The following is a 23,729-nucleotide window of genomic DNA, read 5'->3' as shown; positions in this document are numbered from 1 at the left end:
CGTGGACCGGTACCTGACCGCCGACGACCTGGCCAAGACGCTGCGCCGCGACGTGCGCGACGGGCTGACCGCGACGCCGAAGACGCTGCCGCCCAAGTGGTTCTACGACGAGCGGGGCAGCGCGCTGTTCGAGGAGATCACCCGGCTTGACGAGTACTACCCGACCCGGCGGGAACGGGAGATCCTCGCCGCGCGGGCGCCCGACATCGCCGCCGCCACCGGCGCCGAGACGCTGCTGGAGCTGGGCGCCGGATCGGGGGAGAAGACCCGGCTGCTGCTGGACGCGCTGGACGGCACGCTGCGCTCCTACGTGCCGGTGGACGTCAGCGGCGACTTCCTCGCCGAGGCCGCCGGGCAGATCGCCGCCGACCACCCCGGCCTGGCGGTGCGCCCCGTCGTCGCCGACTACGAGCAGCACCTGCACCTGCTGCCCGGCGGACGGCGCCGCCTGATCGCCTTCCTCGGCGGGACGATCGGCAACATGCCGCCCGGCGCCCGCGTCGGCTTCCTCGGCGGCCTGCGCGCGGGCATGGCCGACGGCGACGCGCTGCTGCTGGGCGCCGACCTGGTCAAGGACGAGCGCCGTCTCGTGCGCGCCTACGACGACGCGGCCGGGGTCACCGCCGCGTTCAACCGCAACGTCCTGCACGTCGTCAACCGGGAGCTGGACGCCGACTTCGACCCCGGCGCCTTCGAGCACGTCGCGCTGTGGGACGCCGAGCGGGAGTGGATCGAGATGCGGCTGCGCTCGGCCCGCGACCAGGCCGTCCGGATCGGCGGGCTGGACCTGGCGGTGTCGTTCGCGGCGGGCGAGGAGATGCGCACCGAGATCTCCGCCAAGTTCCGCCGGGAACGCCTGGAGGACGAACTGCGCGCCGCCGGCCTCGCCCTCGCCGAGTTCTGGACGGACGCGGCGGGCGACTTCTCCCTGTCCCTGGCCCGCCCCGCCTGACCGTGCCGCCTGACCGTCTCGTCTGAGCTGGTCGCCCGCCCCCGGTCTGTCCTCACCGGACGGGCCGGGGGCCGCGCGTCAGGCGGTCGCGCGGGAGGGGTGGGCCAGGTGCAGGCGGCGCAGGTTCTCCACCAGGCGCGCGGCGATGTAGCGGTGGCCCTCCGGGGTCGGGTGCACCCCGTCCTTCTTGATGAAGACCGCCGCGTTGCCGGTCCCTTCGGAACGGTTGCCGGTGATCCACCGCTCGGCGATCGGGTCGATGAACGGCACGCCCAGCTGCTGGGCGACCCCGCGCAGCTGGTCGCGCACGGCCAGCGCGGCGGGCGGGGGCGTGTCGCTGCCCCAGATCGGGCCGATCAGCGCGATACGGGTGCCGGGCCAGCGCTGCCGCGCCCGCACCAGCAGGTCGCGGGCGGGCGGGCCGACCTGCACGTCCCGGACGCGCGCGTCGTTGTGCCCGCCGGAGATGATCAGCAGGTCGGGGGCCGGGCGCCAGCCGAGCTGGCTTTCGAACATCACCCCGAACGGCGTGCGGCCGGCGCCGCCCTGCACGAACCCGGTGCCGCCGCGTCCTCCGACGATCACCTGCCAGCCGAGCAGCCGCGCGGCGGCCGAGGCGTAGGCGGTCTCGACGAGGGTGCCGCGTTCGCCCACCGTGTAGCTGTCGCCGAGGAACATGACCACCGGGGCGCGCGGCACGGCCGACGCCGAGGGGGCGGCCGGGGCGGCGGCGTTCGGGCGGCTCGGCTCGGAGAACGCGCCACAGCCCGTCGCCAGCAGGGAACCGAGGCACAGCGTGGCGATCGCCGCGCCGCGGCGGGCGCGGCGAGATGTCATGAAGTGACCACCATTTCTCCGGGGACGCACCGAATACTACTGAGGACCGCGCCTCCGGAGGGGCGGTCTTACCCGACACGTGGCGTTCACCGGCGGCTCATTTGGCCGACCCGGACGTGCCACCCGCCGACGCGAGCCTTCCGCGCGTGAATCGACGCGACCGGCTGCGGGAACTGGATCTGCTGCGCTTCGCCGCGGCCATGGCGGTGGTGCTGTACCACTTCACCGGCTTCGGCGGCTCGGGCCCCTGGCCGGAGCCCGCCCGGGAGGTGTTCCCCGGCCTGGGCGAGATCACCCGGTACGGCTATCTCGGCGTCGACCTGTTCTTCATGATCAGCGGCTTCGTCATCCTGATGAGCGCGTGGAACCGCGGGCCGGGCGAGTTCGGGATCTCCCGGGTGACCCGGCTGATGCCCGCGTACTGGGCCAGCGTGCTGCTGGGCGCGGTCATCTACCTGGTGTTCGGCCTCGGCAAGGGCGTCCCGGGGCTGGTCGTGCCCAACCTGACCATGCTGCAGGCCGGCCTGGGCCTGCAGAACGTGGACGCGGTCTACTGGACGCTCTGGGTCGAGCTGCACTTCTACTTCCTGGTGGCGCTGCTGGCCGCCCGGAGCATCACCTACCGGTCCTGCCTGGTGTTCATGGCCGCCTGGATGCTCCTCGGGGTGTTCGCCGACGAGGCGGAGAACAAGTTCCTGCAGATCATGCTGGTGCCGACGTGGAGCCCGTACTTCATCGCGGGCATGGCGCTCTACCTGATCCACCGGTTCGGGCCGACGCTGCTGCTGTGGGGGTACGTGGCGGCGGCGTGGCTGCTGGCGACGCACTGGGCCGCCTGGCGCACCGACGTGGCGTTCAAGGGCGCGCACGAGGTGGTGGCGTCGGCCGCCGTCGCCGGGATCTTCCTCATCATGATCCTGGTGGCGACCGGGCGGCTGTCGTGGCTGCGCTGGCGCGGGCTGACCGTGCTGGGCGCCCTGACCTACCCGCTGTACCTGACGCACTCGCAGATCGCACTGCCGCTGCTGGAACGCGCCTACCCGTCCCTGGACCGCTGGACGGCCCTGGTGCTGGTCACCGCGGTGTCAATGCTGGTCGCCTACGCGGTGTACCGGCTGGTCGAACGTCCGGGGCAGGCGTGGCTGCGCCGCCGGTTGCGCGCCTCGCTGGTCCCGCTGCGCCGCCCGCCGGAGCAGCAGGCCGCCGAGCCGTCCGTCCCCGCCCCGCGCCCGGCGGACGGCGATCTCGTCGGGGCGGGCGGCCGTCCCGCCTCGCTCGGGTGAACGCCGGGAAAACTCATAACGTTCGGCGTATTGACATATCTTTTCCCGGTTCCTTAGTGTCTTCGCATGTCAGAGCGTGATCGTCCGCTCCATGCGCGGATCCGCATGGAGATCGAGGCGCGCATCAGGGACGGCCGCCTCGGCCCCGGGACCCGGGTGCCGACGGAGGCCGAGCTGGGCCGCGAGTTCGGGGTGTCCCGGATCACGGTGCAGCGGGCCCTGCGCGACCTCGCCGAGGCCGGGCTGGTCGTCCGGTACCGGGGACGCGGCACGTTCGTGGCGCAGACGGCGAGCGAGGAGAACCTCCTGCGCTTCACCGGACTGCTCACCCCCGGGCCGGAGAAGCACGGCGACCACCGCGTGGTGTCCGCCGAGGTGCTGCCGGCCGGCCGGGCGGCGCTGCGGCTGCCCGGTCTGGACGACGACGAGGCCGTCGTGCAGCTGGAGCGGCACAAGCTCGGCGACGACGGCGTGGAGGTGCTCAACACCGAGCTGGCGGTGCTGCCGTTCCGGTACGCGCCCGACCTGCCCGACCGCCCGCTGGAATCCCTGATCACCCACGTCTACCTGCGGGAACGGGGCGTGGCCCTGCGCCGGTCCCGGCTGTACGTCGAACCGCACGCGCTGACCGAGGAGCAGGCCGCGCTGTTCGGGCTGCCCGCCGGCGCACCGGTGTTCCGGTGGCTGCGGGTCACCTGGGCCGCCGGCGACGAGCCGGTGGAGGTCATGGAGGCGATCCTCCCGGCCACCACCGAACGGTTCTACGTCGAGACCAACCTCGCCTGACGCCTCGCCCGGCTGGACCGTTCCCACCTGTCATCCACCGCCGATCCCCGCAAGTTCCCGCCCCATACCCCACCTCTTCCGATGGTGAGCCCTGCCCGGGCTCCGCGGACCTGCCTGGAGGTATGTCCCGTGCCCCCTCATTCCCTCGTCCCATCCCGCGTGACCGGCCTGGCCGGCCTGACCGCCGCGGCCGCGCTGGCGCTCGGCGCCTGCGCCGCCCCCAACCCCTCGGCCGCCGCGGGCACCGTCGTCGTCGCCGGATACGGCGGCTCCTACCAGGAGGCGTTCGAGCAGTCGGTGATCCCCGGCTTCGAGAAGTCCTGCGGCTGCAAGGTCACCTACATCGCGGGCAGCTCCACCGACACCGTCGCCAAGCTCAAGGCGCAGGCCGGCCGCCCGCAGATCGACGTCGCGCTGATCGACGACGGCCCGCAGGCGCAGGCCGCGCAGGCCGGCCTGCTCGCCAAGCTCGACCCCGCGCGGGTGACGCGGCTGCCGCAGGTCGCCGAACTGGCCCGGCTGCCCGGGGACGTCGGCGTCGGCTTCGGCCTCACCGCCACCGGCATCGCCTACAACCCCGACTGGTTCGCCGAGAACGGGCTGCCGGAGCCGACGAGCCTGGAGGACCTGGCCTCCCCCAAGCTCAAGGACAAGGTCGTCCTGCCGTCCATCACCAACACCTACGGCGTCCACCTGCTGGTCATGGCGGCCAAGGCGGGCGGCGGCTCGGAGAAGAACATCCAGCCCGGGTTCGACGTGGTGCGCAGGCTGGCCGCCAACGCCGTCACCTTCGACAACACCGCCGACGTCTCCAACTACTTCCTGCAGGGCCAGGCGGCCGCCTCGGTGTGGGGCAAGTCGCGCGTCGAGACCCTCGCCGACAAGAACTTCCCCATCAAGTTCGTCTACCCGAAGGAGGGCGCGGTCCCGCTGCTCGCCACCGCCAACGTCGTCAACAAGGCGCCGCACCCCGACCTGGCGGCCCGGTTCGTCAACGAACTGCTCGGCCCCGAGGCGCAGAAGAAGCTGGCCCAGGACGGGTACGACGGCCCCACCGTGAAGAGCGTCCAGCTCGACCCCGCGCTGCGCGACAAGGTCGTCAACCTCGACCGGGCCGCCGAGCTGACCCGGCTCGACTGGGCGACCGTCAACGCCGGCCGGTCCGCCTGGACCGACACCTGGAACAAGCGGGTGGAGGCGTGATGACCGGCGCGCGCCCGGACCCGGCCGGCGGCCGGCGGCTGCGCCTGACCGGGATCCGCAAGAGCCTGGGCGGCCGGGAGATCGTCAAGGGCCTGGACCTGGAGACCGAGCCCGGCGAGTTCCTCACCCTGCTCGGCCCCTCCGGCTGCGGCAAGACCACCACGCTCAACATGATCTCCGGACATCTCACCGCCGACGGCGGGACGATCGAGGTGGACGGCCGCGACGTGACCGGCACGCCCCCGCACCGCCGCTCCATGGGCATGGTGTTCCAGTCCTACGCGCTGTTCCCGCACATGACGATCGCCGACAACGTCGGGTTCGGGCTGCGCATGCGCAAGGTGCGCGGCGCCGAACGCGACCGGCGCGTCGCCGAGGCGCTGGAGATGGTCGGCCTGGACGGCATGGCGGACCGCTATCCCCGGCAGCTGTCCGGCGGGCAGCAGCAGCGCGCCGCACTGGCCCGCGCGCTGGTGATCCGTCCGGACCTGCTGCTGCTCGACGAGCCGTTCTCCAACCTGGACGCCAAGCTGCGGGTGCGGCTGCGCGAGGAGGTCGTGGCACTGCAGCGCCGCGTCGGCATCACCACGATCCTGGTCACCCACGACCAGGACGAGGCGCTGGCCGTCTCCGACCGCATCGCGGTCATGGCGGAGGGCACGATCCACCAGCTCGCCGGGCCCGAGGAGATCTACCGGCGCCCCGCCACCGGGTTCGTGGCCGAGTTCGTCGGCGAGGTCAACGCCTTCGACGGCGTCGCCGAGGGCGGCGACGGCGCCCGGATCGGGGACGCGGTCGTCGCGGCCACCCCCGCGGCGGGCCCGCCGCCCGCGGCCGGCACGGCGATCCGCGTGTACGTGCGTCCCGAGGCGGTCCGGCTGCGCAAGGACCGCGCCGCCGCCGGGCTGACCGGCACCGTCACCGGGACGCGCTTCCTCGGCTCCCGGGTGCGCTGCGACGTCGACACCCCGGCGGGCCCGGTGACGGCCATGCTCCCGTTCGACGCCGAGCCGCCCACCGTGGGGGAGGAGGTGACGTGCACATGGCGACCGTCGGACGCGTCGCTGGCCCGGCGGTAGGCACCGCGGACCGGCCGCGCCTGCGCACCGGCCTGCTGCTCGCCGCCCCCGCCATCGCGATCTTCGCGCTGCTGTTCGTGGCCCCGCTGTGCACCCTGGTGGCCAACAGCTTCCGCACCCAGCAGGGCGCCCTCACCCTGGACAACTACGTCCGCTTCCTGGGCGACCCGTTCTACCGCGGGGTGCTGCTCAACACCTTGAAGATCGCCGCGCTGACCACCGTGGGGTGCCTGCTCGTCGGCTACCCGTTCGCGCTGTACCTGCGCGGCCGGTCGCCGCGCGTGCGCAACTGGCTGGCGCTGATGCTGCTGTCCCCGCTGCTGGTCAGCATGGTGATCCGCGCGTACGGGTGGCTGGTGGTGCTCGGCCCCAACGGCCCGGTCGCGGGCGCGTTCGAGGCGGTCGGGCTGGCCGCGCCCCGGCTGCTCTACAACGACACCGCCGTGCTCGTCGGCATGGTGCACGTCATGCTGGCCTACATGGTGCTGCCGCTCATGGGCAGCCTCGACCGGATCGACCCGACGCTCGTCCCGGCGGCCCGGGGCCTCGGCGCCTCCGGCTGGACGTGCTTCTGGCGGATCACCGTGCCGCTGTCGGCGCCCGGCATGCTGGCCGGGGCGATGATCGTGTTCAGCCTGACCGCGTCCAGCTTCGTCACCCCGGCCATCCTGGGCGGCCCGAAGGTGAAGCTGATGCCGTACTTCGTGTACACGCAGGCCACCACCACCCTGGACTGGCCGTACGCGGCGGCCATCGGGTTCGTGCTGGTGATCGTCACCACCGGGCTGCTGCTGGGGTACGCGCGGCTGCTGCGCCGGGGCAGGGGCGAGGTGGTGTTCGCATGAGCCGCCTGGGCCGCGCGCTCGGCACCGTCTTCGCGGTGCTGGTCGGGTTGTTCCTGCTGGCGCCCGTGCTGGCGACGGTGGCGTCCTCGCTCACCACCACCCGGTACGTCACGTTCCCGCCCAAGGGGCTGACGCTGCACTGGTACGCCGAGCTGCTGAACAAGCCGGAGTTCCTGTCGTCGTTCCTGCTGAGCGTGGTCGTGGCGCTGGCGGCGGCCGTGGTGTCGTCGGCCGTCGGGCTGGCCGGGGGCCTGGCCATCCACCGCTACCGGTTCCCGGGGCGCGCGGCGCTGGAGGGCCTGCTGGCGGGCGCGTTCGCGGTGCCCACGATCGTGCTGGGCATCGGGCTGCTGCAGTGGTTCGCCCAGCTCGGACTGGCCGCGAGCCCGCTGACGCTGCTGCTGTCGCATCTGGTGCTGACCGTGCCGTACACGGTGCGGCTGGTGCTGGCGGGCCTGGCCGGGCTGGACCGCTCCGCCGAGCGGGCCGCGGCGGGCCTCGGCGCCTCGCCGCCGCTGGTGTTCTGGCACGTCACGCTGCCCGCCGTGCGCGGCGCGCTGGTCGGCGGGGGGTTCTTCGCCTTCATCACCTCCTTCGACGACCTGACCGTGGCGCTGTTCGTGGTCACCACCGACCTGCAGACGCTCCCGGTGCGGATCTTCAACTACCTGCAGTACGACTACGACCCGACGGTCACCGCCATCGGCACCCTGATGGTGCTGTTCGCGGCGGTCGCCGTGGTGGTGATCGAACGCGTCGTCGGGGTCGCCCGCCTGTTCGGCGCCGCCGAGGACGGGCACTGACCCACGGGCCCGTCCGGTTGCCCGAGCCCTCTGCACCAGCCGTCTGCACGGGCCGTCTGCACGGGCCGTCTGCACGAGCCGTCTTCACGAGCCGTCTTCACGATCGTTCTCACGAGCCGTCCCATCCACGAGTAAGGAGCTTGCGTGCGAGTCGTCGTCATCGGGGCCGGAGTGGTCGGCGCCGCCGTCGCGGCCGGGCTGGCCCGGCGCGGCGCGGAGGTCACCGTGCTGGAACGCGACGTGCCCGGCGCCGGGACCACGGCCACCTCGGTCGCCTGGATCAACGCCAACAACAAGGACCCCGAGCCGTACTTCGCGCTCAACCACGCGGCGGTGCGCGCCCACCACGGCCTGGCCGCGGGCGGCGGCGACTGGTTCTTCCCGACCGGCAACCTGGAGTGCGCCGCCGCGCCCGAGCACCGCGAGCAGCTGGCGGCGCGCGTCGCCAAGCTGCTGGACCGCGGCTACCCAGTGCGGCGGATCACCGCCGAGCGGGCCCGCGCGCTGGAACCCGACCTGATCCGCCCGGCCGACGCGGACTACGTGTTCTTCCCCGAGGAGGCCCACACCCTGCCGGTCAGGCTGCTCGGACGGTTCCTCGGCGAGGCCCGCGACCTGGGCGCGCGGGTGGTCGCCGGCGCCGAGGTCCGCGAGATCGCCGCCGGGCCGTCGGGGGTCACCGTGACCGTGGCCGGCGGGGACGCCTACACCGCCGACACCGTGGTCACCTGCACCGGACGCTGGACCCAGGAGGTCGCCGCCCGGGCCGGGCTGACCGTCCCGATGCTCGATCCGCGCACGTCCGGGCCCACCACCAACGGGTACCTGGGGGTGACGGCGGCGCTTCCCGCGCGGCTGTCGCGGGTGCTGACCACCGACCGGCTCAACCTGCGGCCGGACGGCGGCGGACGCATCCAGCTGCAGGCCCTCGACCTGGACGCCACCGCCGACCCCGCGGTCGAGCCGGGCCCCGCGATCGGCGCGCGGATGCTGGACCGGCTGGCGGACGTGCTGGCCGCCACCGAGGGCGCCCGCATCGAGCAGATCCGCGTGGGGCAGCGCGCCATGCCCGCCGACGGCCTGACCGTCGCCGGCTTCGCCGACCCGCACGCGCGGATCTACGTGGTCGCCACCCACAGCGGGGTGACCCTGTCGGCGCTGCTGTCCGAGGTCGTCCCGCAGGAGGTGTACGGCGGCGAGGCCCCGCTGCTCGCCCCGTTCCGCCCGGGCCGTTTCGCCGACGGCACCGCCGGCCCCGCCCCGACCCCGGCCCGCAGGCCGGGCGAGCAGTGACTCACGCCTCGGCCGCGGCGGCGGGCAGGGCGCCGGGCACGGCGGCGAGGTCCACCCCGGCCTTGGCCAGGACGTCGGCCGCGGTGCCGCGGCCGACCACGGCCAGCCCGGCCAGCAGCCGGGTGGCGCTGTTGTCCTCGGTGACTTGCCAATCTTGTGGGCGGTGGGAACGCGCCCGGCTCAGGACAGGGCCTTGATGACCAGGGGCAGGACCTGGCCCACCGCGTTCATGTCGTTGGTGAGCCGGTTCTTGGTCAGCGTGAACGCGATGCCCGTGGCGGTGTCGCCGCACGCGAAGCTGCCGCCGACCCCGCCCACGCCGAACAGGGTCGGCGAGTCCAGCTCCGGGTCCATGGGGAAGCCGACGGAGTACCCCAGGCCCCAGGTGGTCGGCATGCCGAACACCTGGTCCGGGCCGCTCGCCGACGGCGCGGTGACCTCGGCGAGCCGCTGGGGGGAGATCAGGCGGACGCCGTCCACCTCGTCCAGCAGCGCCGCGTACAGCCGGGCCATCGCGCGGGCCGAGGTCTTGCCGCCGGCGGGGATGTCGGCCTCCAGCATGTCGGTCCGGTTGCCCAGCGCGGCGGTCGGGAACGCGTGCATCGGCGCCGACCGGAACAGCGGCAGGTCGGCGGGCATCTCGCCGAACGCCTCGGCCTCCGGTGCCTGGCCTTCGGGCATGGGGGCGTCCTCCAGGCGGGCGAGCCGGCCGTGCTCGGACGCGGGCATGCCGAAGTACAGCTCACCGGACACGCCGAGCGGCCCGGCCACCTCCTCTTCCAGCACCCGGGAGATCGGCCTGCCGGTGACGCGGCGCACCACCTCGCCGAGGATGTAGCCGAACGTGTAGGCGTGGTAGCCGATCTTGGTGCCGGCCTCCCACCACGGCTCGGCGTCGGCGACCGCCGCGCACATCTTCTCCCAGTCGCACAGGTCCTCGATCGTGCTGTCCAGCGGGATGCCGGGCACCCCGGCCGTCTGGTTGAGCGCGTGCCGGACGGTCACGCCGCCCTTGCCGTGCGCGGCGAACTCGGGCCACAGCTCCGCCACCGGGGTGTCGTAGCCGAACAGGCCCCGCTCGACGAGAACGTGCACGACCGTGGCGGTCGCCGCCTTGCCGATCGACCAGTTGTAGAAGACGGTCCCCGGGGTGACGGCACGTCCGGTGTCGGGGTCGGCGACCCCCGCGGCCGCCTCCACGACGGGCTTGCCGTGCTGGTAGACGGCGACCTGGACGCCCCGCTCCGTCCCCGACTCCACCATCTGCTCGATGGCCTGCTGAACCTGTGCCTGCAAGTCCGCGCTCATCTGTCGGTGCTCCCTTCCAACGTCTGCACCCGTACAGACTGGCGGTCCTGCACAAACTCATCGCGGCATTGACCTAAAACTGGCGCGTCCTGGTCCTCGCGTGGCGTGGGGCGTCTGAGGTTGGAGGTGTGACGTTTCCGGGCGCGCAGGCGCTGGAGGAGGTAAGGGGCGGGCCCTCCGGCCGTGAGCGGGGATCGGGCGGCCCGCCCCCTCCAAACGCCGGGTCAGGCGGGGGCGTCCAGGGGACGCAGCTCGTCGGCGTAGCTGACGGACACGCGGCGCATCACGCCGTCGCGGTCGATGGAGTACTGGCCGAGCCGCCACAGCGGCGGCGAGTAGGCGTGGATGGACACGCTGGCCTCGGCCACGCCCACGAGGCGGTGGATGTGGTCGGGCCCGAAGCAGAACGACCGCCCCTCGGTGACGACCGTGCGGACGTGGTCGCCGCCTATGCGCGGGTTGCATTCCTCCAGGGCGCCCGAGACGACGCGCACCGCCCCCGAGGAGATGTCGTGGTCGTGCCAGCCGGTGTCGTTCTGCGGGGTCCAGCACAGCAGCCAGACGTCGACGTACTCGTCGCGGTGGAGCGATGCGTAGTGCCGCTGGTCGTCGGAGAAGGCGACGTGCTGCCGCCACAGCCCGGGTTCCTGCGCCAGGGCGTCGACCAGGGTACGCAGCTCGCGCTTGTCGAGTGTCCTGGCGGGCAGGCTCGCCAGACAGGACGAGGCACCGGGGGAAGGGGGGGTCAGCAGTGCCTCAGACGGCATGGATTCGCTCCTCTCCATTCAGTAGGCGGTACGGATTGGTGACGCGGAAGGCGTGCCGGGCCGCGTCACCCTGCATGAGGTCGGCGGGAAGCGCGTACGGGCGGTCCGAGCCGTGCACGACGGCGTCGACACCCAGCGCGCGCACGACGGCGTCGGCGGCCCGCGGCCCGTAGGAGGAGGTCTCGACGAAGGCGTCCGGGTCGACCTCGCCCCGGCCGCCGCCCCGGGCGGCCAGGCGTTCACCGTGCACGGGGGCGAGCCCCGCCAGCAGCGCGAAGCACACGCGCAGGCGCGGATGACGCGGACGGCCGTAGGCGCGGAACGCGAACCAGGCGGCGTGCATCTGCTGCACGTAGGGCACCAGCGCCGTCCACCACGCCGGGACGTCGCCGTCGACGCGGGGAGCCGGGCCGGGGTGGACGAACAGCGGCAGGCCGCGTCGCTCCAGCACGTCCAGCAGGGGCGCGCAGCGGGCGTAGCCGGCGGCGTCGGCCAGCGCGTCGGCGGGGAGCTGGAGCCCGACGAAACCGCGGTCGAGGTCGTGGGCGAGCGCGTCCGCGTCGATCTCCCGGACGCACGCGGCCGCCCAGGCGCGGAACGGCTCGGGCAGCGCGGCGGCGCCGTCGTGGTAGGCGTCCAGAAGTGGCCGACTCTCCTCCGGGGGCAGCCATTCAATGCCCAGAGGTGAGGACAGTGAGACCAACGCGGCGTCCAGGCCGTCGGCGGCGACCAGCTCGGCGCGGCGGGACGGGTCGTGGTCGTCGGGGTCGACCTCGTACGGCGGCTCTCCGTGCAGGTGAAGCGTCCATCCGTCGAGCCGGGGCGGGGTGCGGCGGGCGCGCAGGGCCTCGACGAGGGGAGCCCCCCACAGATGCTGGTGCACGTCCACGCCGGGCATGCGCGATCCCCCCGGAACTCTCTCGGTTGTACTGAACCGCATCAGTGAACCGTTTCAGTGAAGCGGTTCAGTCAGCGGCACGTCAAGTCGGTGCCCCGGGACTGTCGGCGCCGCCCTCTAGGGTTGGACTGTGCCAGGCAGGCGCAAGCGCGCGACCATCAGAGAGGTGGCGCAGGCGACCGGGCTGTCGCCTGCGGCCGTCTCGTACGCGTTGCGCGGCATCCAGACGTCGGAGGAGACCCAGGAGCGTGTGCGCGCGGCGGCCGAGGAGCTCGGCTACGAGGCGCATCCGATCGCCCGCGCCCTGGCCAGCGGCCGCACCGGCATGGTCGGGCTGCTGTGCGGGTCGCTGGAGGACTACTGGCAGCAGTCCCTGGCCGTGGGCATCGGCCGGGCCCTGCTGGCCCGCGACCGCTACGCGCTCATCGTCGACGCCGTCGGCGACCCCGAGCGCGAGCTGTCGCTGGCCCGGCAGCTGCGCGACCAGCGGGTGGACGGGCTGATCGTCCAGCCGCTGGACCCGTCCGCGCCGTTGTGGGCCGAGCTGGCCGAGACGCTGCCGGTGGTGTCGATCGGCGACGTCCTGGCGGGCGGCAACTCCCAGGGCGAGGTGGTCTTCGACAACCGGCGGGGCGTGACCCTGGCGCTGGAGCACCTGCGCCTCCTCGGGCACCGCCGCGTCGCGGTGTTCACGCCCACCGGCTCCAGCACCCCCGACCGTCCCGCCGACGTCCACGTCAACGCCGAGGCCAAGCGGCTCGACCTGGAGGTCGAGGTGGTCGTCGCGCCGCAGTCCCTGGCCGAGGCCACCGACACCGCCCGCCGGGTGCTGGAGGGCCCCGGCCGCCCCTCGGCGGTCTTCTGCTTCTCCGACGTGATCGCCTACGGGGTGTACGCGGCGACGCGCGCGCTCGGCCTGGCCGTCCCCGGCGACGTGGCCGTGTGCGGATACGACAACCATCCGATGTCGGCCCTGCTCACGCCGCCGCTCACCACCGTCGACTGGGACATCGGCGGCATCGTCGACACCGCGGTCCGCCTGGTGGTGGACGTCATCGAGGAACGCTCGCCCACCCGCCGCGTCGTCTGCGAGCCCGCCCTCCGCGTGCGCGACTCCACGGCCCAGAAGACCGCATGACCTCCCGTGGCCTGGCCGCGGTGCGTGCCCGCTCGGTGCGGGCCGCCGTCCGTCGTCTTCCGTGGCTCGGTGCGGCGCTACGGCTCCTGAGGGCCGAGAGGGGGGAGAGGCCACGGGGCCGGCGGGCCGTCCTGAGACGGGGTCGTGCCGGGCGGCGCGGTGGCCTGGCGCAGGGTGCGGGCCAAGCGGGGCAGCAGGTCGGCCGCCGACGCGATGTCGGTGTCCAGGGGCCGGTCCTCCACGCGCGCGTCCAGCACGCCGGCGGCGATGTCGTAGGCGGCCCTGAGCGGGCCGCCCGCGGGGGCGCGGCCCTGCATCCGCAGCGCCCGCACGGCCGCGACCAGCTCGCAGCCCAGCCCGATCCGGTACGCGCCGAGCGCGTCGGTGGTGGCGCGCGACGACTGCGTCGAGAAGCCCGCGTGCTCCTCCACGCCGCGCGACAGCACGGCGCTGCCCAGCGCGGCGGGCGTGGCCAGACGGCGGACGTCGGCCAGCGCCGAATGCGCCACGTACTCCAGGATCATGATCCCCGAGGACGCCTCCGTGGCGCCCTGGAACGGGTACAGGCCGGTGAACGACGGCTCGGCCAGCGTGCCGAGACGGGCCGCCGACAACGCCATGGTCTGGAACAGCGCGGCCCGTACCGAGTCCAGGGCCAGCCCCACGTAGGCGGTGTGGAAGTTGCCGTTGTGCCAGACGGTGCGGCCCGCCACGTCCACCAGCGGGTTCTCGGCGCGGGCGTTGATCTCGCGGGTGACGGTGTCCTCGGCGTAGGCGGCGGCCTCCAGCGCCGGGCCGTGCACCTGCGGGAACGCCCGGTAGCCGTACGGGTCCTGGATGCGCGCGGGCGTGGGCTGCTCGTAGGCGAGCAGGGTGCGCATCGCGTCGGCGACCTGCTGCTGGCCCGGGTGCGGGCACGCCTCCTGCACGGCCGGGGAGTACGGCTCCTCCGACCCGCGCACCGCGAACAGCGACAGCGCCGCCACGACGACCGAGGCGTCCAGCAGTTCGCGCAGGTCGGTGACGGCCAGCGCCGCCTCGCCGAGCGTGGCCGCGTTGGAGCTGATGAACGCCAGCGCGTCCGCCGAGCGCAGGGTGAAGCCGGGGCCGCGCTCGGTGCCGCCGTCCGCGCCGCCGCCCAGCCAGGCCCGCTCGCCCAGCAGGCACAGCGCGGTGGACGCCAGCGCGGTCAGGTCGCCGGTGCCGATCGCCCCGTACACCGGCACGGGCGGCAGCAGGCCCAGGTTGAGCACGTCGGCGAGGGCCTGCAGGACGCCCGGGTCCACGCCCGAGCCGCCCGCGGCGATCTGGTTGAGCCGCACCGTCAGCATCGCCCGGACGATCTCGGGGGCGACCAGCGGGCCCGCGCCGGCGGCGTGGCTGCGCAGCAGCCGCAGGCCGTGCGCGTCGGCGTCCTCCCACTCCACGTCCACGACGCGGTTGGCGCCGACCCCGGTGGTGCGGCCGTACACCGGTTGGGCGGCCGCCACGTCCCGGGCCACCCGCCAGGCCGCTGTGGCACGTTCCACACCGTCCTCGGCTATGGCGATCGTCACGTCGCCGCGTGCGGCCCGGGTGACCTGGGCACAGGTGAGCGATGTGCCATCGATAACGATTCGGCTGTTTTCCACGCCCTCACGGTACTTTCCGTATTTTTCAGGTAGTTATGCTTCGGTGACGGGGCGGGCCGGTCTGGCGGCCATGGCTCCGGCGGTATCGATTGACTACCGTGAGGTAAGGACGTACCCGAGCAAAGCGTTACGGAGCAGGCAGCCGCCCACCAGGACGATGACACCCACCGGACAACCCACCGGAGACCGCGGCGTCGCCCCGACGCCCACGAGGACGTGACCACCTTGATCACCTTTGCGGGCGTGACCAAGCGCTACCCCGACGGCACGGTCGCCGTCGACCATCTGGACCTGGAGATCCCGGCCGGGCGGATCACCGTGCTGGTCGGCCCGTCCGGCTGCGGCAAGACCACCACGCTGCGGATGATCAACCGGATGGTGGAGCCCAGCGAGGGCACCGTGACGGTGGACGGCCGGGACGTGCGCGGCGTCGACCCCGCCACGCTGCGCCGCGGCATCGGCTACGTCATCCAGCAGGCCGGGCTGTTCCCGCACCGCACGATCGTCGACAACATCGCGACCGTGCCGTACCTGCTGGGCTGGGACAAGAAGAGGGCCCGCGCCCGGGCGCACGAGCTGATGGAGCGCGTCGGCCTGGACCCGGCGCTGGCCCGCCGCTACCCCGCCCAGCTGTCGGGCGGCCAGCAGCAGCGCGTCGGCGTCGCCCGCGCCCTGGCCGCCGACCCGCCGATCATGCTGATGGACGAGCCGTTCAGCGCCGTCGACCCGATCGTGCGCGCCGGGCTGCAGGAGGAGTTCCTGCGGCTGCAGCGCGACCTGGAGAAGACGATCGTGTTCGTCACCCACGACATCGACGAGGCGGTCAAGCTGGGCCACCGCATCGCGGTCTTCCAGGTCGGCGGCGTGCTGGCCCAGTACGCCACCCCCGACGAACTGCTGGAGCGGCCCGCCGACGACTTCGTCACCGACTTCCTCGGCGGCGAGCGCGGCATCCGCCGCCTGCGCTTCTTCCAGGAACTCGACGCCGAGGACTCCGCCGCCGGAACCGCCGGGGACGCCGCAGCCGAGGGCGAAGGCGGCCGGACCGCGGCGGCGGGGCGGTGAACGCGCTGGCGGCGGCCGCCGCCGACGGCGAGCCGCTCATCCGCTGGGACTGGATCTCGCGCAACCTCGGCGGCTCCATCGCCGAGGCGTTCCGCGAGCACCTGGTGCTGTCGTTCACGCCGGTGCTGCTCGGCCTGCTGATCGCGCTGCCGCTCGGGCTGGCGTGCGCGCGCTGGTCGCGGCTCTACCCGGCGGTGCTGGCCGCCACCAGCGTGCTGTACGCGGTGCCCGCCATCGGCCTGTTCGTGATCTTCGTGGCGTTCACCCAGCTCACCTACACCACGGTGATCGTCCCGCTGGCGCTGTACACGCTGTCGGTGCTGGTGCCGAGCGTGGTGGACGGGCTGCGGTCCGTCCCCGACCACGTCCGCCAGTCCGCCGAGGCCATGGGCTACCGGCCGCTGCGGCGGCTGCTGCGGGTGGAGCTGCCGATCGCGCTGCCGGTGGTGATGGCCGGGCTGCGGGTCGCCACGGTCGCCAACATCAGCCTGGTCAGCGTGGGCGCGCTCATCGGCATCGGCGGCCTCGGCCAGCTCATGGTCACCGGGATGAAGTGGCCCGGCGGCGGGTTCACCACCCCGATCGTCGTGGCGATCGTGCTGATCATCCTGCTGGCGCTGGTCGCCGACCTGCTCCTGCTGCTCGTCCAGCGGCTGCTCACCCCCTGGGAGCGGGCCGGGCGCCGCGGGAAACGCGCCGCGCGCCGCGAGGCGGCCGCCGAGCCGCGCCGGGCGGCCGTGACGAAGGGCGAGGGCGCCGCGTGAACGTCATCTGGAACTCCCTGGGCTGGTTCGGTGAGGCGGGCCGCTGGTCGGGCCCCGACGGCATCCCGGCCCGGCTGCTGGAGCACCTGTGGTACTCGCTGCTGGCCTTCGCGATCACCGTGGCGATCGCGCTGCCGCTGGGCCTGGTGCTGGGCCACCTGCGGCGCGGACGGGCCGCCGCGGCCGCCGGTTTCCTGGTGATGTCGTCGGCGAACGCGGCGCGCGCCCTGCCCACCCTGGGCCTGCTGATCCTCGCGGTGATCATGACGTCCGCCGGGGACCTGGTGCCGATCCTGGTCCCGCTGGTCGCGCTGGCGATCCCGCCGGTGCTGGTCAACACCTACGCGGGGGTCCAGCAGGTGGAGGCGGGGCTGCGGGACGCGGCCGAGGGCATGGGCATGACCGGACGGCAGGTGCTGGCGCGGGTGGAGCTGCCGGTGGCGATGCCGCTGATCCTGCTCGGCCTGCGCACCGCGCTGATCCAGATCATCTCCACCGCCACCATCGCCGCCTACGTGGGGCTCGGCGGACTCGGACGCTACATCGTCGACGGCTACTCCCGGCAGGACTACGACAGCATGGCCGGCGGCGCGATCCTGGTGATCGCGCTGGCGATCGTCACCCAGCTGGCGTTCGCCGCCCTGTACCGCGCCGCGGTCTCGCCGGGCGTGCGTCCGGGAGCCCCCCGCCGCACAGAGCGTCCCGGAACGAAGCGGCGCGCGCGGAGCGCACCGCCTGTGAGGAAGGAAACCCTCCCATGACCCGGATGATCCGCGGGGCGGCGCTGCTGGCCGCCGCCGTGCTCGCCCTGTCGGCCTGCGGCGGCGGAGGCGGTGACGACAACCCGCTGAGCGGTGGCGGAGGCGACGGGAGCACCATCACCATCGGCGGCGCCGACTTCCCCGAGAGCGGCCTGATCGGCGAGATCTACGCGCAGGCGCTGGAGGCCAAGGGCGTCAAGGTCGAGCGCAAGTTCGGCATCGGCTCCCGCGAGGTCTACATCAACCAGGTCAAGAGCGGCGCGATCCAGGTCTTCCCCGAGTACAACGGGGCGCTGCTGGCCTACGTCGACAAGGAGAACCCGGCCAGCACCAGCCAGGAGGTGGACGCCGCGCTCAAGCAGAAGCTGCCGCCCGAGCTGGAGATCCTCAACCCGGCGCCGGCCGAGGACAAGGACACCCTGGCGGTCACCCAGGCCACGGCCACCAAGCACAACCTCAAGACGATCGCGGACCTCAAGCCGGTGGCCAAGGACATGGTGCTGGGCGGCCCGCCGGAGTTCAAGACCCGCAAGCAGGGCCTGGTCGGCCTGGAGCAGGTGTACGGGCTGAAGTTCAAGGAGTTCAAGTCCCTGGACACCGCGGGCCCGATCACCGTGTCCAACCTGAGCAAGGGTCAGGTCCAGGCTGCCAACCTGTTCTCCACCGACGCGGCCATCAAGAAGAACGGCTTCGTCGCGCTGCAGGACCCCGAGAACGTGTTCGGCGCGCAGAACGTGGTGCCGCTCGTCTACAAGTCCAAGGTGAACGACACGGTCCGCAACGCGCTCAACGCGGTGTCGGCCAAGCTCACCACGGAGGGGCTGCTGGAGATGAACGCCGACATGTCGGAGAACAAGACCGACCCGGCGACCGTCGCCAAGAACTGGCTCGGCAAGAACGGCCTCGCCTGACCGGCCTCCTCGCACAGCCACCCGAACGGGCCCCGCGCCGGCCGGCGTGGGGCCCGTTCACGTCGGCGGAGAAGCCCTGCCGCCCAGGCGGGTGGTGAGGTCGGCGGCGGTGGCGCGGACGCGCTCGGCCAGCCACGGCCAGGACTCCTCGGGGCGGCGCTCCCGCCGGAACGTCACGGCGACCGCGGCCGTGGGATGGCCGGTGTGGTCGAACGCGCAGGCGGCGATGCTGGCCAGCCCCTCGGTGATCCAGCCGTCCTCGTACGACCAGCCGCGCCGCGCGTCGTCGGCCAGCACGCGGCGCAGCTCGCGCAGTGACGCCGGGCCCCGCCCCGTCCGGTGCACGAATGGCGCGGGCCCCGGGAACAGCGCGCGGACCTGGGCGGCGGGCAGGTGCGCCAGCATCGACCGCCCGCTGGCGGTGAGCTGCGCGGGCATCCGCACGCCCACGTCGGTCACCAGGGTCTCGGGCCGCGGCGGCTGCTCCTTGAGCAGGTAGAGCGTCTCGGCGCCGTGCAGCACGCCGAGCTGGGCGGTCTCGCCGACCCGGTCGACCAGGCGGCGCAGCAGCGGGCGGGCGAGCCGCTCCAGCGGCCCGTGCCGCAGGTAGGCCGAGCCGATCTCGAACGCGGCCACCCCCAGGCCCCAGCGCCGCTCCTCGGGCAGGTACGTCACGAACCCGTCCTCCGCCATCGCCGCCAGCAGGTGGTACGTGCTGGAGCGCGGCACGTCCAGGTGACGCGCGATCGCCGACGCCGGAAGCGGACCGGCGGACGCCGCCAGCAGCCGCAGCACCGCCAGCGCCCGCCGCGCCGCCGGCACCTGCTCGCCCATCGCGCCCCCCTCGTCCGGATGACCCTCGCCCGGATGACGCCATTGTCTCGTATGTCAGACACAGCGGCCGTCCGGGGGCTGGGGCGGCGGGGCTCGGCGCGTTCCAATGGTGGGTATGGATTTCGGCATGGGGGGCGCAGTCGTCGAGGTCGGCCCGGAACCGCTGGCCTTCGACCAGGTGGTGGCCGTCGCGCGGGACGGGGCGGCGGTGGCGCTGTCGGACGAGGCGCTGAAGCTGATGGCCGCCTCCCGCGCCCACATCGAGGAGCTGGCAGCCCGTCCCACCCCCGTCTACGGGGTGTCCACCGGCTTCGGGGCGATGGCGACCCGGCACATCGAGCCCGAGCTGCGCGAAAAGCTGCAGGTCAACGTGGTCCGTTCGCACGCCGCCGGGTCGGGCCCGGAGGTGGAGCGCGAGGTCGTCCGGGCCATGATGCTGCTGCGGCTGCGCACCCTGGCCAGCGGGCACACCGGCGTCCAGCCCCGCACCGCGCAGACCCTGGCGGCGCTGCTCAACGCGGGCATCACCCCGGTCGTGCACGAACACGGCAGCCTCGGCTGCTCCGGCGACCTGGCGCCGCTGTCGCACGTCGCGCTCGCGCTGATCGGCGAGGGCACGGTGCGGGACGCGTCCGGCGGGCTCCGCCCGGCCGCCGAGGCGCTCGCGGACGCGGGCATCGAACCCGCCGTGCTCGGCGCCAAGGAGGGCCTCGCGCTGATCAACGGCACGGACGGCATGCTCGGCATGCTCGTCCTGGCCATCGCCGACCTGCGCCGCCTGCTGACGGCCGCCGACCTCGCCGCCGCGATGAGCGTCGAGGCGCTGCTCGGCACCGACCGCGTGTTCGCCGCCGACCTGCAGGAACTGCGGCCGCATCCCGGGCAGGCCGTGTCCGCCGCCAACCTGCGGGCCCTGCTCGCCGACTCGCAGATCATGGAGTCGCACCGCGGACCCGACTGCACCCGCGTCCAGGACGCCTACTCGCTGCGCTGCTCCCCGCAGGTGCACGGCGCGGCCCGCGACACCCTCTCCCACGCCGAGCTGGTCGCCTCCCGCGAGCTGGCGTCCGCCATCGACAACCCGGTGGTGCTGCCGGACGGGCGGGTGGAGTCCAACGGCAACTTCCACGGCGCGCCCGTCGCCTACGTCCTGGACTTCCTGGCCATTCCGGTCGCGGACGTGGCGTCGATGTCCGAGCGCCGCACCGACCGCATGCTCGACCGCGGCCGCTCCGGCGGGCTTCCGGCGTTCCTGGCCGACGACCCCGGCGTCGACTCCGGCCACATGATCGCCCAGTACACGCAGGCCGGGATCGTGTCCGAGCTCAAGCGGCTCGCCGCGCCCGCCAGCGCCGACTCCATCCCCAGCTCGGCGATGCAGGAGGACCACGTGTCCATGGGCTGGAACGCCGCCCGCAAGCTGCGCCGCGCCGTGGACGGCCTGGCGCAGGTCGTCGCCGTCGAGATCCTCACCGCCGCGCGGGCCTTGGACCTGCGCACCCCGCTGCGTCCCGGCCCCGCCACCGGTGCCGCCGTGGCCGCGCTGCGCCGCCGCGTCCCGCCGCCCGGCCCCGACCGCCACCTCGCCCCCGAGATCGCCGCCGCCACCGAACTGGTCCGCGACGGCACCCTCGTCGCCGCCGCCGAAACCGTCACCGGCCCCCTCTCCTGACAAGGAGCGATCGTCATGTCCGCTGGTCCCCGGCCCGTGCGCGCCCCGCGCGGCACCTCGCCCACCGCCGCCAAGGGCTGGCCCCAGGAGGCGGCCCTGCGCATGCTCATGAACAACCTCGACCCGGAGGTCGCCGAGCACCCCGACGAGCTGGTCGTCTACGGCGGGTCCGGCAAGGCCGCCCGCGACTGGGACTGCTTCGACGGCATCGTCCGGTCGCTGACCTCGCTGGAGGGCGACGAGACGCTGCTGGTGCAGTCCGGCAAGCCGGTCGGGATCTTCCGCACGCACGAGTGGGCGCCGCGCGTGCTGATCGCCAACTCCAACCTGGTGCCGCAGTGGGCCACCTGGGAGGAGTTCCGCCGCCTGGAGTCGCTCGGGCTGACCATGTTCGGGCAGATGACCGCCGGGTCCTGGATCTACATCGGCACCCAGGGCATCCTGCAGGGCACCTACGAGACGTTCGCCGCCGTCGCCGCCAAGCGGTTCGGCGGGTCGCTGGCCGGGACGATCACGCTGACCGCCGGGCTCGGCGGCATGGGCGGCGCCCAGCCGCTGGCCGTCACCATGAACGGCGGCGTGGCGATCTGCGTCGAGTGCGACCCGTCCCGCATCGACCGCCGCGTGGAGCACCGCTACTGCGACGTGCGCGTGGACGACCTGGACGAGGCGCTGCGCCTCGCCGAGCAGGCCCGCGACCGGCGGGAACCGCTGTCGATCGGCGTGCTCGGCAACGCCGCCGACATCGTCCCCGAACTGCTGCGCCGCGGCGCGCCCATCGACATCGTCACCGACCAGACCAGCGCCCACGACCCGCTGAAGTACCTGCCGCGCGGCGTGGCGTTCGAGGACTGGGCCGCCGAACGCGACAAGGACCGCGACGGCTTCGTCACCCGCGCCCGCGAGTCGATGGCCGCGCACGTCGAGGCGATGGTCGGGTTCCAGGACGCCGGCGCCGAGGTCTTCGACTACGGCAACGCCATCCGCGGCGAGGCCCAGCTCGCCGGCTACCAGCGGGCGTTCGACTTCCCCGGGTTCGTGCCCGCCTACATCCGTCCGCTGTTCTGCGAGGGCAAGGGCCCGTTCCGGTGGGCGGCGCTGTCGGGCGACCCCCGCGACATCGCCCGCACCGACCAGGCGATCCTCGACCTGTTCCCCGACAACGAGCCGCTGACCCGCTGGATCCGCATGGCGGGGGAGAAGGTGCACTTCCAGGGCCTGCCGTCGCGGATCTGCTGGCTCGGCTACGGCGAACGCGACAAGGCCGGGGCGGTGTTCAACGACCTGGTGGCGCGCGGCGAGATCAGCGCCCCGATCGTGCTCGGCCGTGACCACCTGGACTGCGGCTCGGTCGCCTCCCCCTACCGCGAGACCGAGGGCATGGCCGACGGCTCCGACGCCATCGCCGACTGGCCCCTGCTCAACGCGATGCTCAACACCTCCTCCGGCGCGACCTGGGTCTCCCTCCACCACGGCGGCGGCGTCGGCATCGGCCGCTCCATCCACGCCGGCCAGGTGTGCGTGGCCGACGGCACCGACCTGGCCGCCCAGAAGCTGGAACGCGTCCTCACCAACGACCCCGGCACCGGCGTCATGCGCCACGCCGACGCCGGGTACGAACGCGCCCGCGAGGTCGCCGCCGAACGCGGTGTCCGCATCCCCATGAACGAGACCACCGCGGACGAGGGCTGACGGCGTGGGCTTCGAGGAGATGTGGTCGGCGCTGCTGCCGGTCGGCCGCGACCCGGACGGCGGCGGCTACCACCGGTTCGCCTGGACGCCGCCGGAACTGGAGTGCCGTGCCTGGTTCCTGGACGAGGCGCGCCGCCGCGACCTGGACGTCGAACGCGACCGCAACGGCAACCTGTTCGCCTGGTGGCGCCCGGACGGCGCCGCCGGGCGGGCCGTCCTGACCGGCAGCCACCTGGACTCGGTGCCGGGCGGCGGGGCGTTCGACGGGCCGCTCGGCGTGGTGTCCGCGCTGGCCGCCATCGACCTGATGCGCGAACGCGGCGTGCGCGTCGACCGGCCCGTCGGCGTGGCCGTGTTCGCCGAGGAGGAGGGGGCGCGCTTCGGCGTCGCCTGCCTGGGATCGCGGCTGCTCACCGGCGCCATCGACCCGTCCCGCGCCCGCGCCCTGCGCGACGGCGACGGCCGCACGTTCGCCGACGTGCTCGCCGCCCACGACCTCGACCCCGACGCGATCGGCCGCGACGACGACCTGCTCGGCCGCGTCGGCTGCTTCGTCGAACTGCACGTCGAGCAGGGCCGGGCCCTGGACGAGCCGGTCGGCGCGGCGAGCGCGATCGTCCCGCACGGGCGCTGGCGGTTCGACTTCACCGGCGAGGGCAACCACGCGGGCACCACCCGCCTGGCCGACCGCCGCGACCCCATGCTGCCGTTCGCGCGGATGGTGCTGGCCGCCCGCGAGGCCGCCGAACGCCACGACGCCGTCGCCACCGTCGGCAAGGTGGACGTGACACCGGGCGGGGTGAACGCCATCCCGTCGTCGGTCGCGGCGTGGCTGGACGCCCGCGGCCCGTCCGACGACGCCGTCCGCCGCACCGTCGCCGACGTGCACGAGGCGGCCCGCGCCGCCGCCGCGTCCCACGGCGTCGCCGTGGAGCTGTCCGAGGAGTCCTACACCGAGGTCGTCGGGTTCGACACCTCCCTGCGCGACCGCCTCGTCACGGCCCTCGGCGGGGTGCCGGTGCTGCCCACGGGAGCCGGGCACGACGCGGGCATCCTGTCGGCGCGGCTGCCGACCGCCATGCTGTTCGTCCGCAACCCGACCGGGGTGTCGCACGCCCCCGCCGAACACGCCGAGACGTCCGACTGCCTGGCCGGTGTCGAGGCCCTCGCCGCGGTACTGACCGACCTCGCGCGCGGGTAGTGATTC

Annotated in this window: 22 protein-coding genes and 1 pseudogene; 16 read left to right on the top strand and 7 right to left on the bottom strand. The window is 73.7% G+C overall.

What is annotated here, in order from left to right:
* Nucleotide 1 precedes the first annotated feature (1 nt).
* Complete coding sequence (gene egtD, locus ABZ801_RS10525; protein WP_360695471.1) at nt 2–952, top strand: L-histidine N(alpha)-methyltransferase; 951 nt, start codon at nt 2–4, stop codon at nt 950–952.
* A 78-nt stretch (nt 953–1,030) separates the two neighbouring features.
* Here egtD and ABZ801_RS10520 read toward each other — a convergent pair whose 3' ends face one another.
* Complete coding sequence (locus tag ABZ801_RS10520) at nt 1,031–1,789, bottom strand: SGNH/GDSL hydrolase family protein (protein ID WP_360695468.1); 759 nt, start codon at nt 1,787–1,789, stop codon at nt 1,031–1,033.
* A 146-nt stretch (nt 1,790–1,935) separates the two neighbouring features.
* Here ABZ801_RS10520 and ABZ801_RS10515 point away from each other — a divergent pair, with 146 nt between their 5' ends.
* The 7 genes from ABZ801_RS10515 (at nt 1,936) to ABZ801_RS10485 (ending at nt 9,081) form a co-directional block, all read left to right on the top strand.
* Nucleotides 1,936–3,072: an acyltransferase gene (locus ABZ801_RS10515; RefSeq protein ID WP_360695465.1), complete on the top strand. Its 1,137-nt coding sequence runs from the start codon at nt 1,936–1,938 to the stop codon at nt 3,070–3,072.
* A gap of 66 nt (nt 3,073–3,138) precedes the next feature.
* Nucleotides 3,139–3,858 carry a GntR family transcriptional regulator gene (locus ABZ801_RS10510; RefSeq protein ID WP_360695462.1) on the top strand — a complete coding sequence of 240 codons (720 nt, stop codon included), beginning with the start codon at nt 3,139–3,141 and terminating at the stop codon, nt 3,856–3,858.
* A gap of 159 nt (nt 3,859–4,017) precedes the next feature.
* A complete protein-coding gene (locus ABZ801_RS10505; RefSeq protein WP_360695459.1) occupies nt 4,018–5,061 on the top strand; it encodes an ABC transporter substrate-binding protein in 1,044 nt (347 codons plus the stop codon).
* Nucleotides 5,061–6,140, top strand: a complete 1,080-nt coding sequence (locus tag ABZ801_RS10500; protein ID WP_360695456.1) for an ABC transporter ATP-binding protein — start codon at nt 5,061–5,063, stop codon at nt 6,138–6,140. Before ABZ801_RS10505 ends, ABZ801_RS10500 begins: the two co-directional genes overlap by 1 nt.
* Complete coding sequence (locus ABZ801_RS10495) at nt 6,104–6,985, top strand: ABC transporter permease (RefSeq protein ID WP_360695453.1); 882 nt, start codon at nt 6,104–6,106, stop codon at nt 6,983–6,985. The genes ABZ801_RS10500 and ABZ801_RS10495 overlap by 37 nt, the downstream gene beginning before the upstream one ends.
* Nucleotides 6,982–7,788: an ABC transporter permease gene (locus tag ABZ801_RS10490; protein WP_344953342.1), complete on the top strand. Its 807-nt coding sequence runs from the start codon at nt 6,982–6,984 to the stop codon at nt 7,786–7,788. The genes ABZ801_RS10495 and ABZ801_RS10490 overlap by 4 nt, the downstream gene beginning before the upstream one ends.
* Before the next feature lie 144 nt (nt 7,789–7,932).
* Nucleotides 7,933–9,081 (top strand): FAD-binding oxidoreductase, encoded by a 1,149-nt coding sequence (locus tag ABZ801_RS10485; RefSeq protein WP_360695449.1) that lies wholly within the window; start codon nt 7,933–7,935, stop codon nt 9,079–9,081.
* Between the two features lies 1 nt (nt 9,082).
* Here ABZ801_RS10485 and ABZ801_RS10480 read toward each other — a convergent pair whose 3' ends face one another.
* From ABZ801_RS10480 to ABZ801_RS10465, 4 genes are all read right to left on the bottom strand, one after another.
* Nucleotides 9,083–9,373: a Clp protease N-terminal domain-containing protein gene (locus ABZ801_RS10480; protein ID WP_360695446.1), complete on the bottom strand. Its 291-nt coding sequence runs from the start codon at nt 9,371–9,373 to the stop codon at nt 9,083–9,085.
* Nucleotides 9,262–10,389 (bottom strand): serine hydrolase domain-containing protein, encoded by a 1,128-nt coding sequence (locus ABZ801_RS10475; RefSeq protein ID WP_360695443.1) that lies wholly within the window; start codon nt 10,387–10,389, stop codon nt 9,262–9,264. Before ABZ801_RS10475 ends, ABZ801_RS10480 begins: the two co-directional genes overlap by 112 nt.
* Nucleotides 10,390–10,613: 224 nt before the next feature.
* Nucleotides 10,614–11,156: a cysteine dioxygenase family protein gene (locus ABZ801_RS10470; protein WP_344953353.1), complete on the bottom strand. Its 543-nt coding sequence runs from the start codon at nt 11,154–11,156 to the stop codon at nt 10,614–10,616.
* A complete protein-coding gene (locus tag ABZ801_RS10465; protein ID WP_360695439.1) occupies nt 11,146–12,054 on the bottom strand; it encodes an amidohydrolase in 909 nt (302 codons plus the stop codon). The genes ABZ801_RS10470 and ABZ801_RS10465 overlap by 11 nt, the downstream gene beginning before the upstream one ends.
* 166 nt (nt 12,055–12,220) lie before the next feature.
* Here ABZ801_RS10465 and ABZ801_RS10460 point away from each other — a divergent pair, with 166 nt between their 5' ends.
* Nucleotides 12,221–13,192, top strand: a complete 972-nt coding sequence (locus ABZ801_RS10460) for a LacI family DNA-binding transcriptional regulator (RefSeq protein ID WP_344953358.1) — start codon at nt 12,221–12,223, stop codon at nt 13,190–13,192.
* 77 nt (nt 13,193–13,269) lie between these two features.
* Here ABZ801_RS10460 and ABZ801_RS10455 read toward each other — a convergent pair whose 3' ends face one another.
* Nucleotides 13,270–14,823, bottom strand: a complete 1,554-nt coding sequence (locus tag ABZ801_RS10455; protein WP_344953361.1) for an aromatic amino acid ammonia-lyase — start codon at nt 14,821–14,823, stop codon at nt 13,270–13,272.
* A 225-nt stretch (nt 14,824–15,048) separates the two neighbouring features.
* Between ABZ801_RS10455 and ABZ801_RS10450 the strand changes: the two are divergent.
* From ABZ801_RS10450 to ABZ801_RS10435, 4 genes and pseudogenes are all read left to right on the top strand, one after another.
* Nucleotides 15,049–15,795: pseudogene (locus ABZ801_RS10450) on the top strand (ATP-binding cassette domain-containing protein); the annotation flags it as partial.
* A gap of 98 nt (nt 15,796–15,893) precedes the next feature.
* On the top strand, nt 15,894–16,652 hold the full coding sequence (locus ABZ801_RS10445) for an ABC transporter permease subunit (protein ID WP_360695731.1): 759 nt from the start codon (nt 15,894–15,896) through the stop codon (nt 16,650–16,652).
* Nucleotides 16,649–17,413 (top strand): ABC transporter permease, encoded by a 765-nt coding sequence (locus tag ABZ801_RS10440; RefSeq protein ID WP_360695435.1) that lies wholly within the window; start codon nt 16,649–16,651, stop codon nt 17,411–17,413. The genes ABZ801_RS10445 and ABZ801_RS10440 overlap by 4 nt, the downstream gene beginning before the upstream one ends.
* On the top strand, nt 17,410–18,324 hold the full coding sequence (locus ABZ801_RS10435) for an ABC transporter substrate-binding protein (protein WP_360695432.1): 915 nt from the start codon (nt 17,410–17,412) through the stop codon (nt 18,322–18,324). Before ABZ801_RS10440 ends, ABZ801_RS10435 begins: the two co-directional genes overlap by 4 nt.
* Before the next feature lie 57 nt (nt 18,325–18,381).
* Here ABZ801_RS10435 and ABZ801_RS10430 read toward each other — a convergent pair whose 3' ends face one another.
* A complete protein-coding gene (locus ABZ801_RS10430) occupies nt 18,382–19,158 on the bottom strand; it encodes an IclR family transcriptional regulator (protein ID WP_360695429.1) in 777 nt (258 codons plus the stop codon).
* Nucleotides 19,159–19,285: 127 nt separating this feature from the next.
* On the opposite strand from ABZ801_RS10430, the gene hutH reads away from it, so the two are divergent.
* Genes hutH through ABZ801_RS10415 form a run of 3 tightly spaced genes read left to right on the top strand, consistent with a single transcriptional unit; the run spans nt 19,286 to nt 23,723 of the window.
* Nucleotides 19,286–20,830 carry a histidine ammonia-lyase gene (hutH, locus tag ABZ801_RS10425; RefSeq protein ID WP_360695426.1) on the top strand — a complete coding sequence of 515 codons (1,545 nt, stop codon included), beginning with the start codon at nt 19,286–19,288 and terminating at the stop codon, nt 20,828–20,830.
* Between the two features lie 15 nt (nt 20,831–20,845).
* Entirely contained in the window at nt 20,846–22,522 is a 1,677-nt protein-coding gene (gene hutU / locus ABZ801_RS10420; protein WP_360695423.1) for a urocanate hydratase, read from the top strand.
* 4 nt (nt 22,523–22,526) lie between these two features.
* Entirely contained in the window at nt 22,527–23,723 is a 1,197-nt protein-coding gene (locus tag ABZ801_RS10415) for an allantoate amidohydrolase (protein ID WP_360695420.1), read from the top strand.
* Nucleotides 23,724–23,729: the final 6 nt, after the last annotated feature.

Origin of the sequence: Actinomadura sp. NPDC047616 (assembly GCF_040642915.1) — a bacterium.
Lineage (GTDB): Bacteria > Actinomycetota > Actinomycetes > Streptosporangiales > Streptosporangiaceae > Spirillospora > Spirillospora miaoliensis.
Note: the sequence above shows the minus strand (reverse complement) of the source record. Positions and strands in the feature narration are given on the sequence as shown.

Bases quoted from the DNA above. Each gene is read 5' to 3' on its own strand.
- ABZ801_RS10520 (WP_360695468.1), bottom strand. From the start codon at position 1,789: ATGACATCTCGCCGCGCCCGCCGCGGCGCGGCGATCGCCACGCTGTGC.
- ABZ801_RS10510 (WP_360695462.1), top strand. From the start codon at position 3,139: ATGTCAGAGCGTGATCGTCCGCTCCATGCGCGGATCCGCATGGAGATC.
- ABZ801_RS10500 (WP_360695456.1), top strand. From the start codon at position 5,061: ATGACCGGCGCGCGCCCGGACCCGGCCGGCGGCCGGCGGCTGCGCCTG.
- ABZ801_RS10495 (WP_360695453.1), top strand. From the start codon at position 6,104: ATGGCGACCGTCGGACGCGTCGCTGGCCCGGCGGTAGGCACCGCGGAC.
- ABZ801_RS10490 (WP_344953342.1), top strand. From the start codon at position 6,982: ATGAGCCGCCTGGGCCGCGCGCTCGGCACCGTCTTCGCGGTGCTGGTC.
- ABZ801_RS10475 (WP_360695443.1), bottom strand. From the start codon at position 10,389: ATGAGCGCGGACTTGCAGGCACAGGTTCAGCAGGCCATCGAGCAGATG.
- ABZ801_RS10470 (WP_344953353.1), bottom strand. From the start codon at position 11,156: ATGCCGTCTGAGGCACTGCTGACCCCCCCTTCCCCCGGTGCCTCGTCC.
- ABZ801_RS10465 (WP_360695439.1), bottom strand. From the start codon at position 12,054: ATGCCCGGCGTGGACGTGCACCAGCATCTGTGGGGGGCTCCCCTCGTC.
- ABZ801_RS10435 (WP_360695432.1), top strand. From the start codon at position 17,410: ATGACCCGGATGATCCGCGGGGCGGCGCTGCTGGCCGCCGCCGTGCTC.
- ABZ801_RS10430 (WP_360695429.1), bottom strand. From the start codon at position 19,158: ATGGGCGAGCAGGTGCCGGCGGCGCGGCGGGCGCTGGCGGTGCTGCGG.
- hutH (WP_360695426.1), top strand. From the start codon at position 19,286: ATGGGGGGCGCAGTCGTCGAGGTCGGCCCGGAACCGCTGGCCTTCGAC.
- hutU (WP_360695423.1), top strand. From the start codon at position 20,846: ATGTCCGCTGGTCCCCGGCCCGTGCGCGCCCCGCGCGGCACCTCGCCC.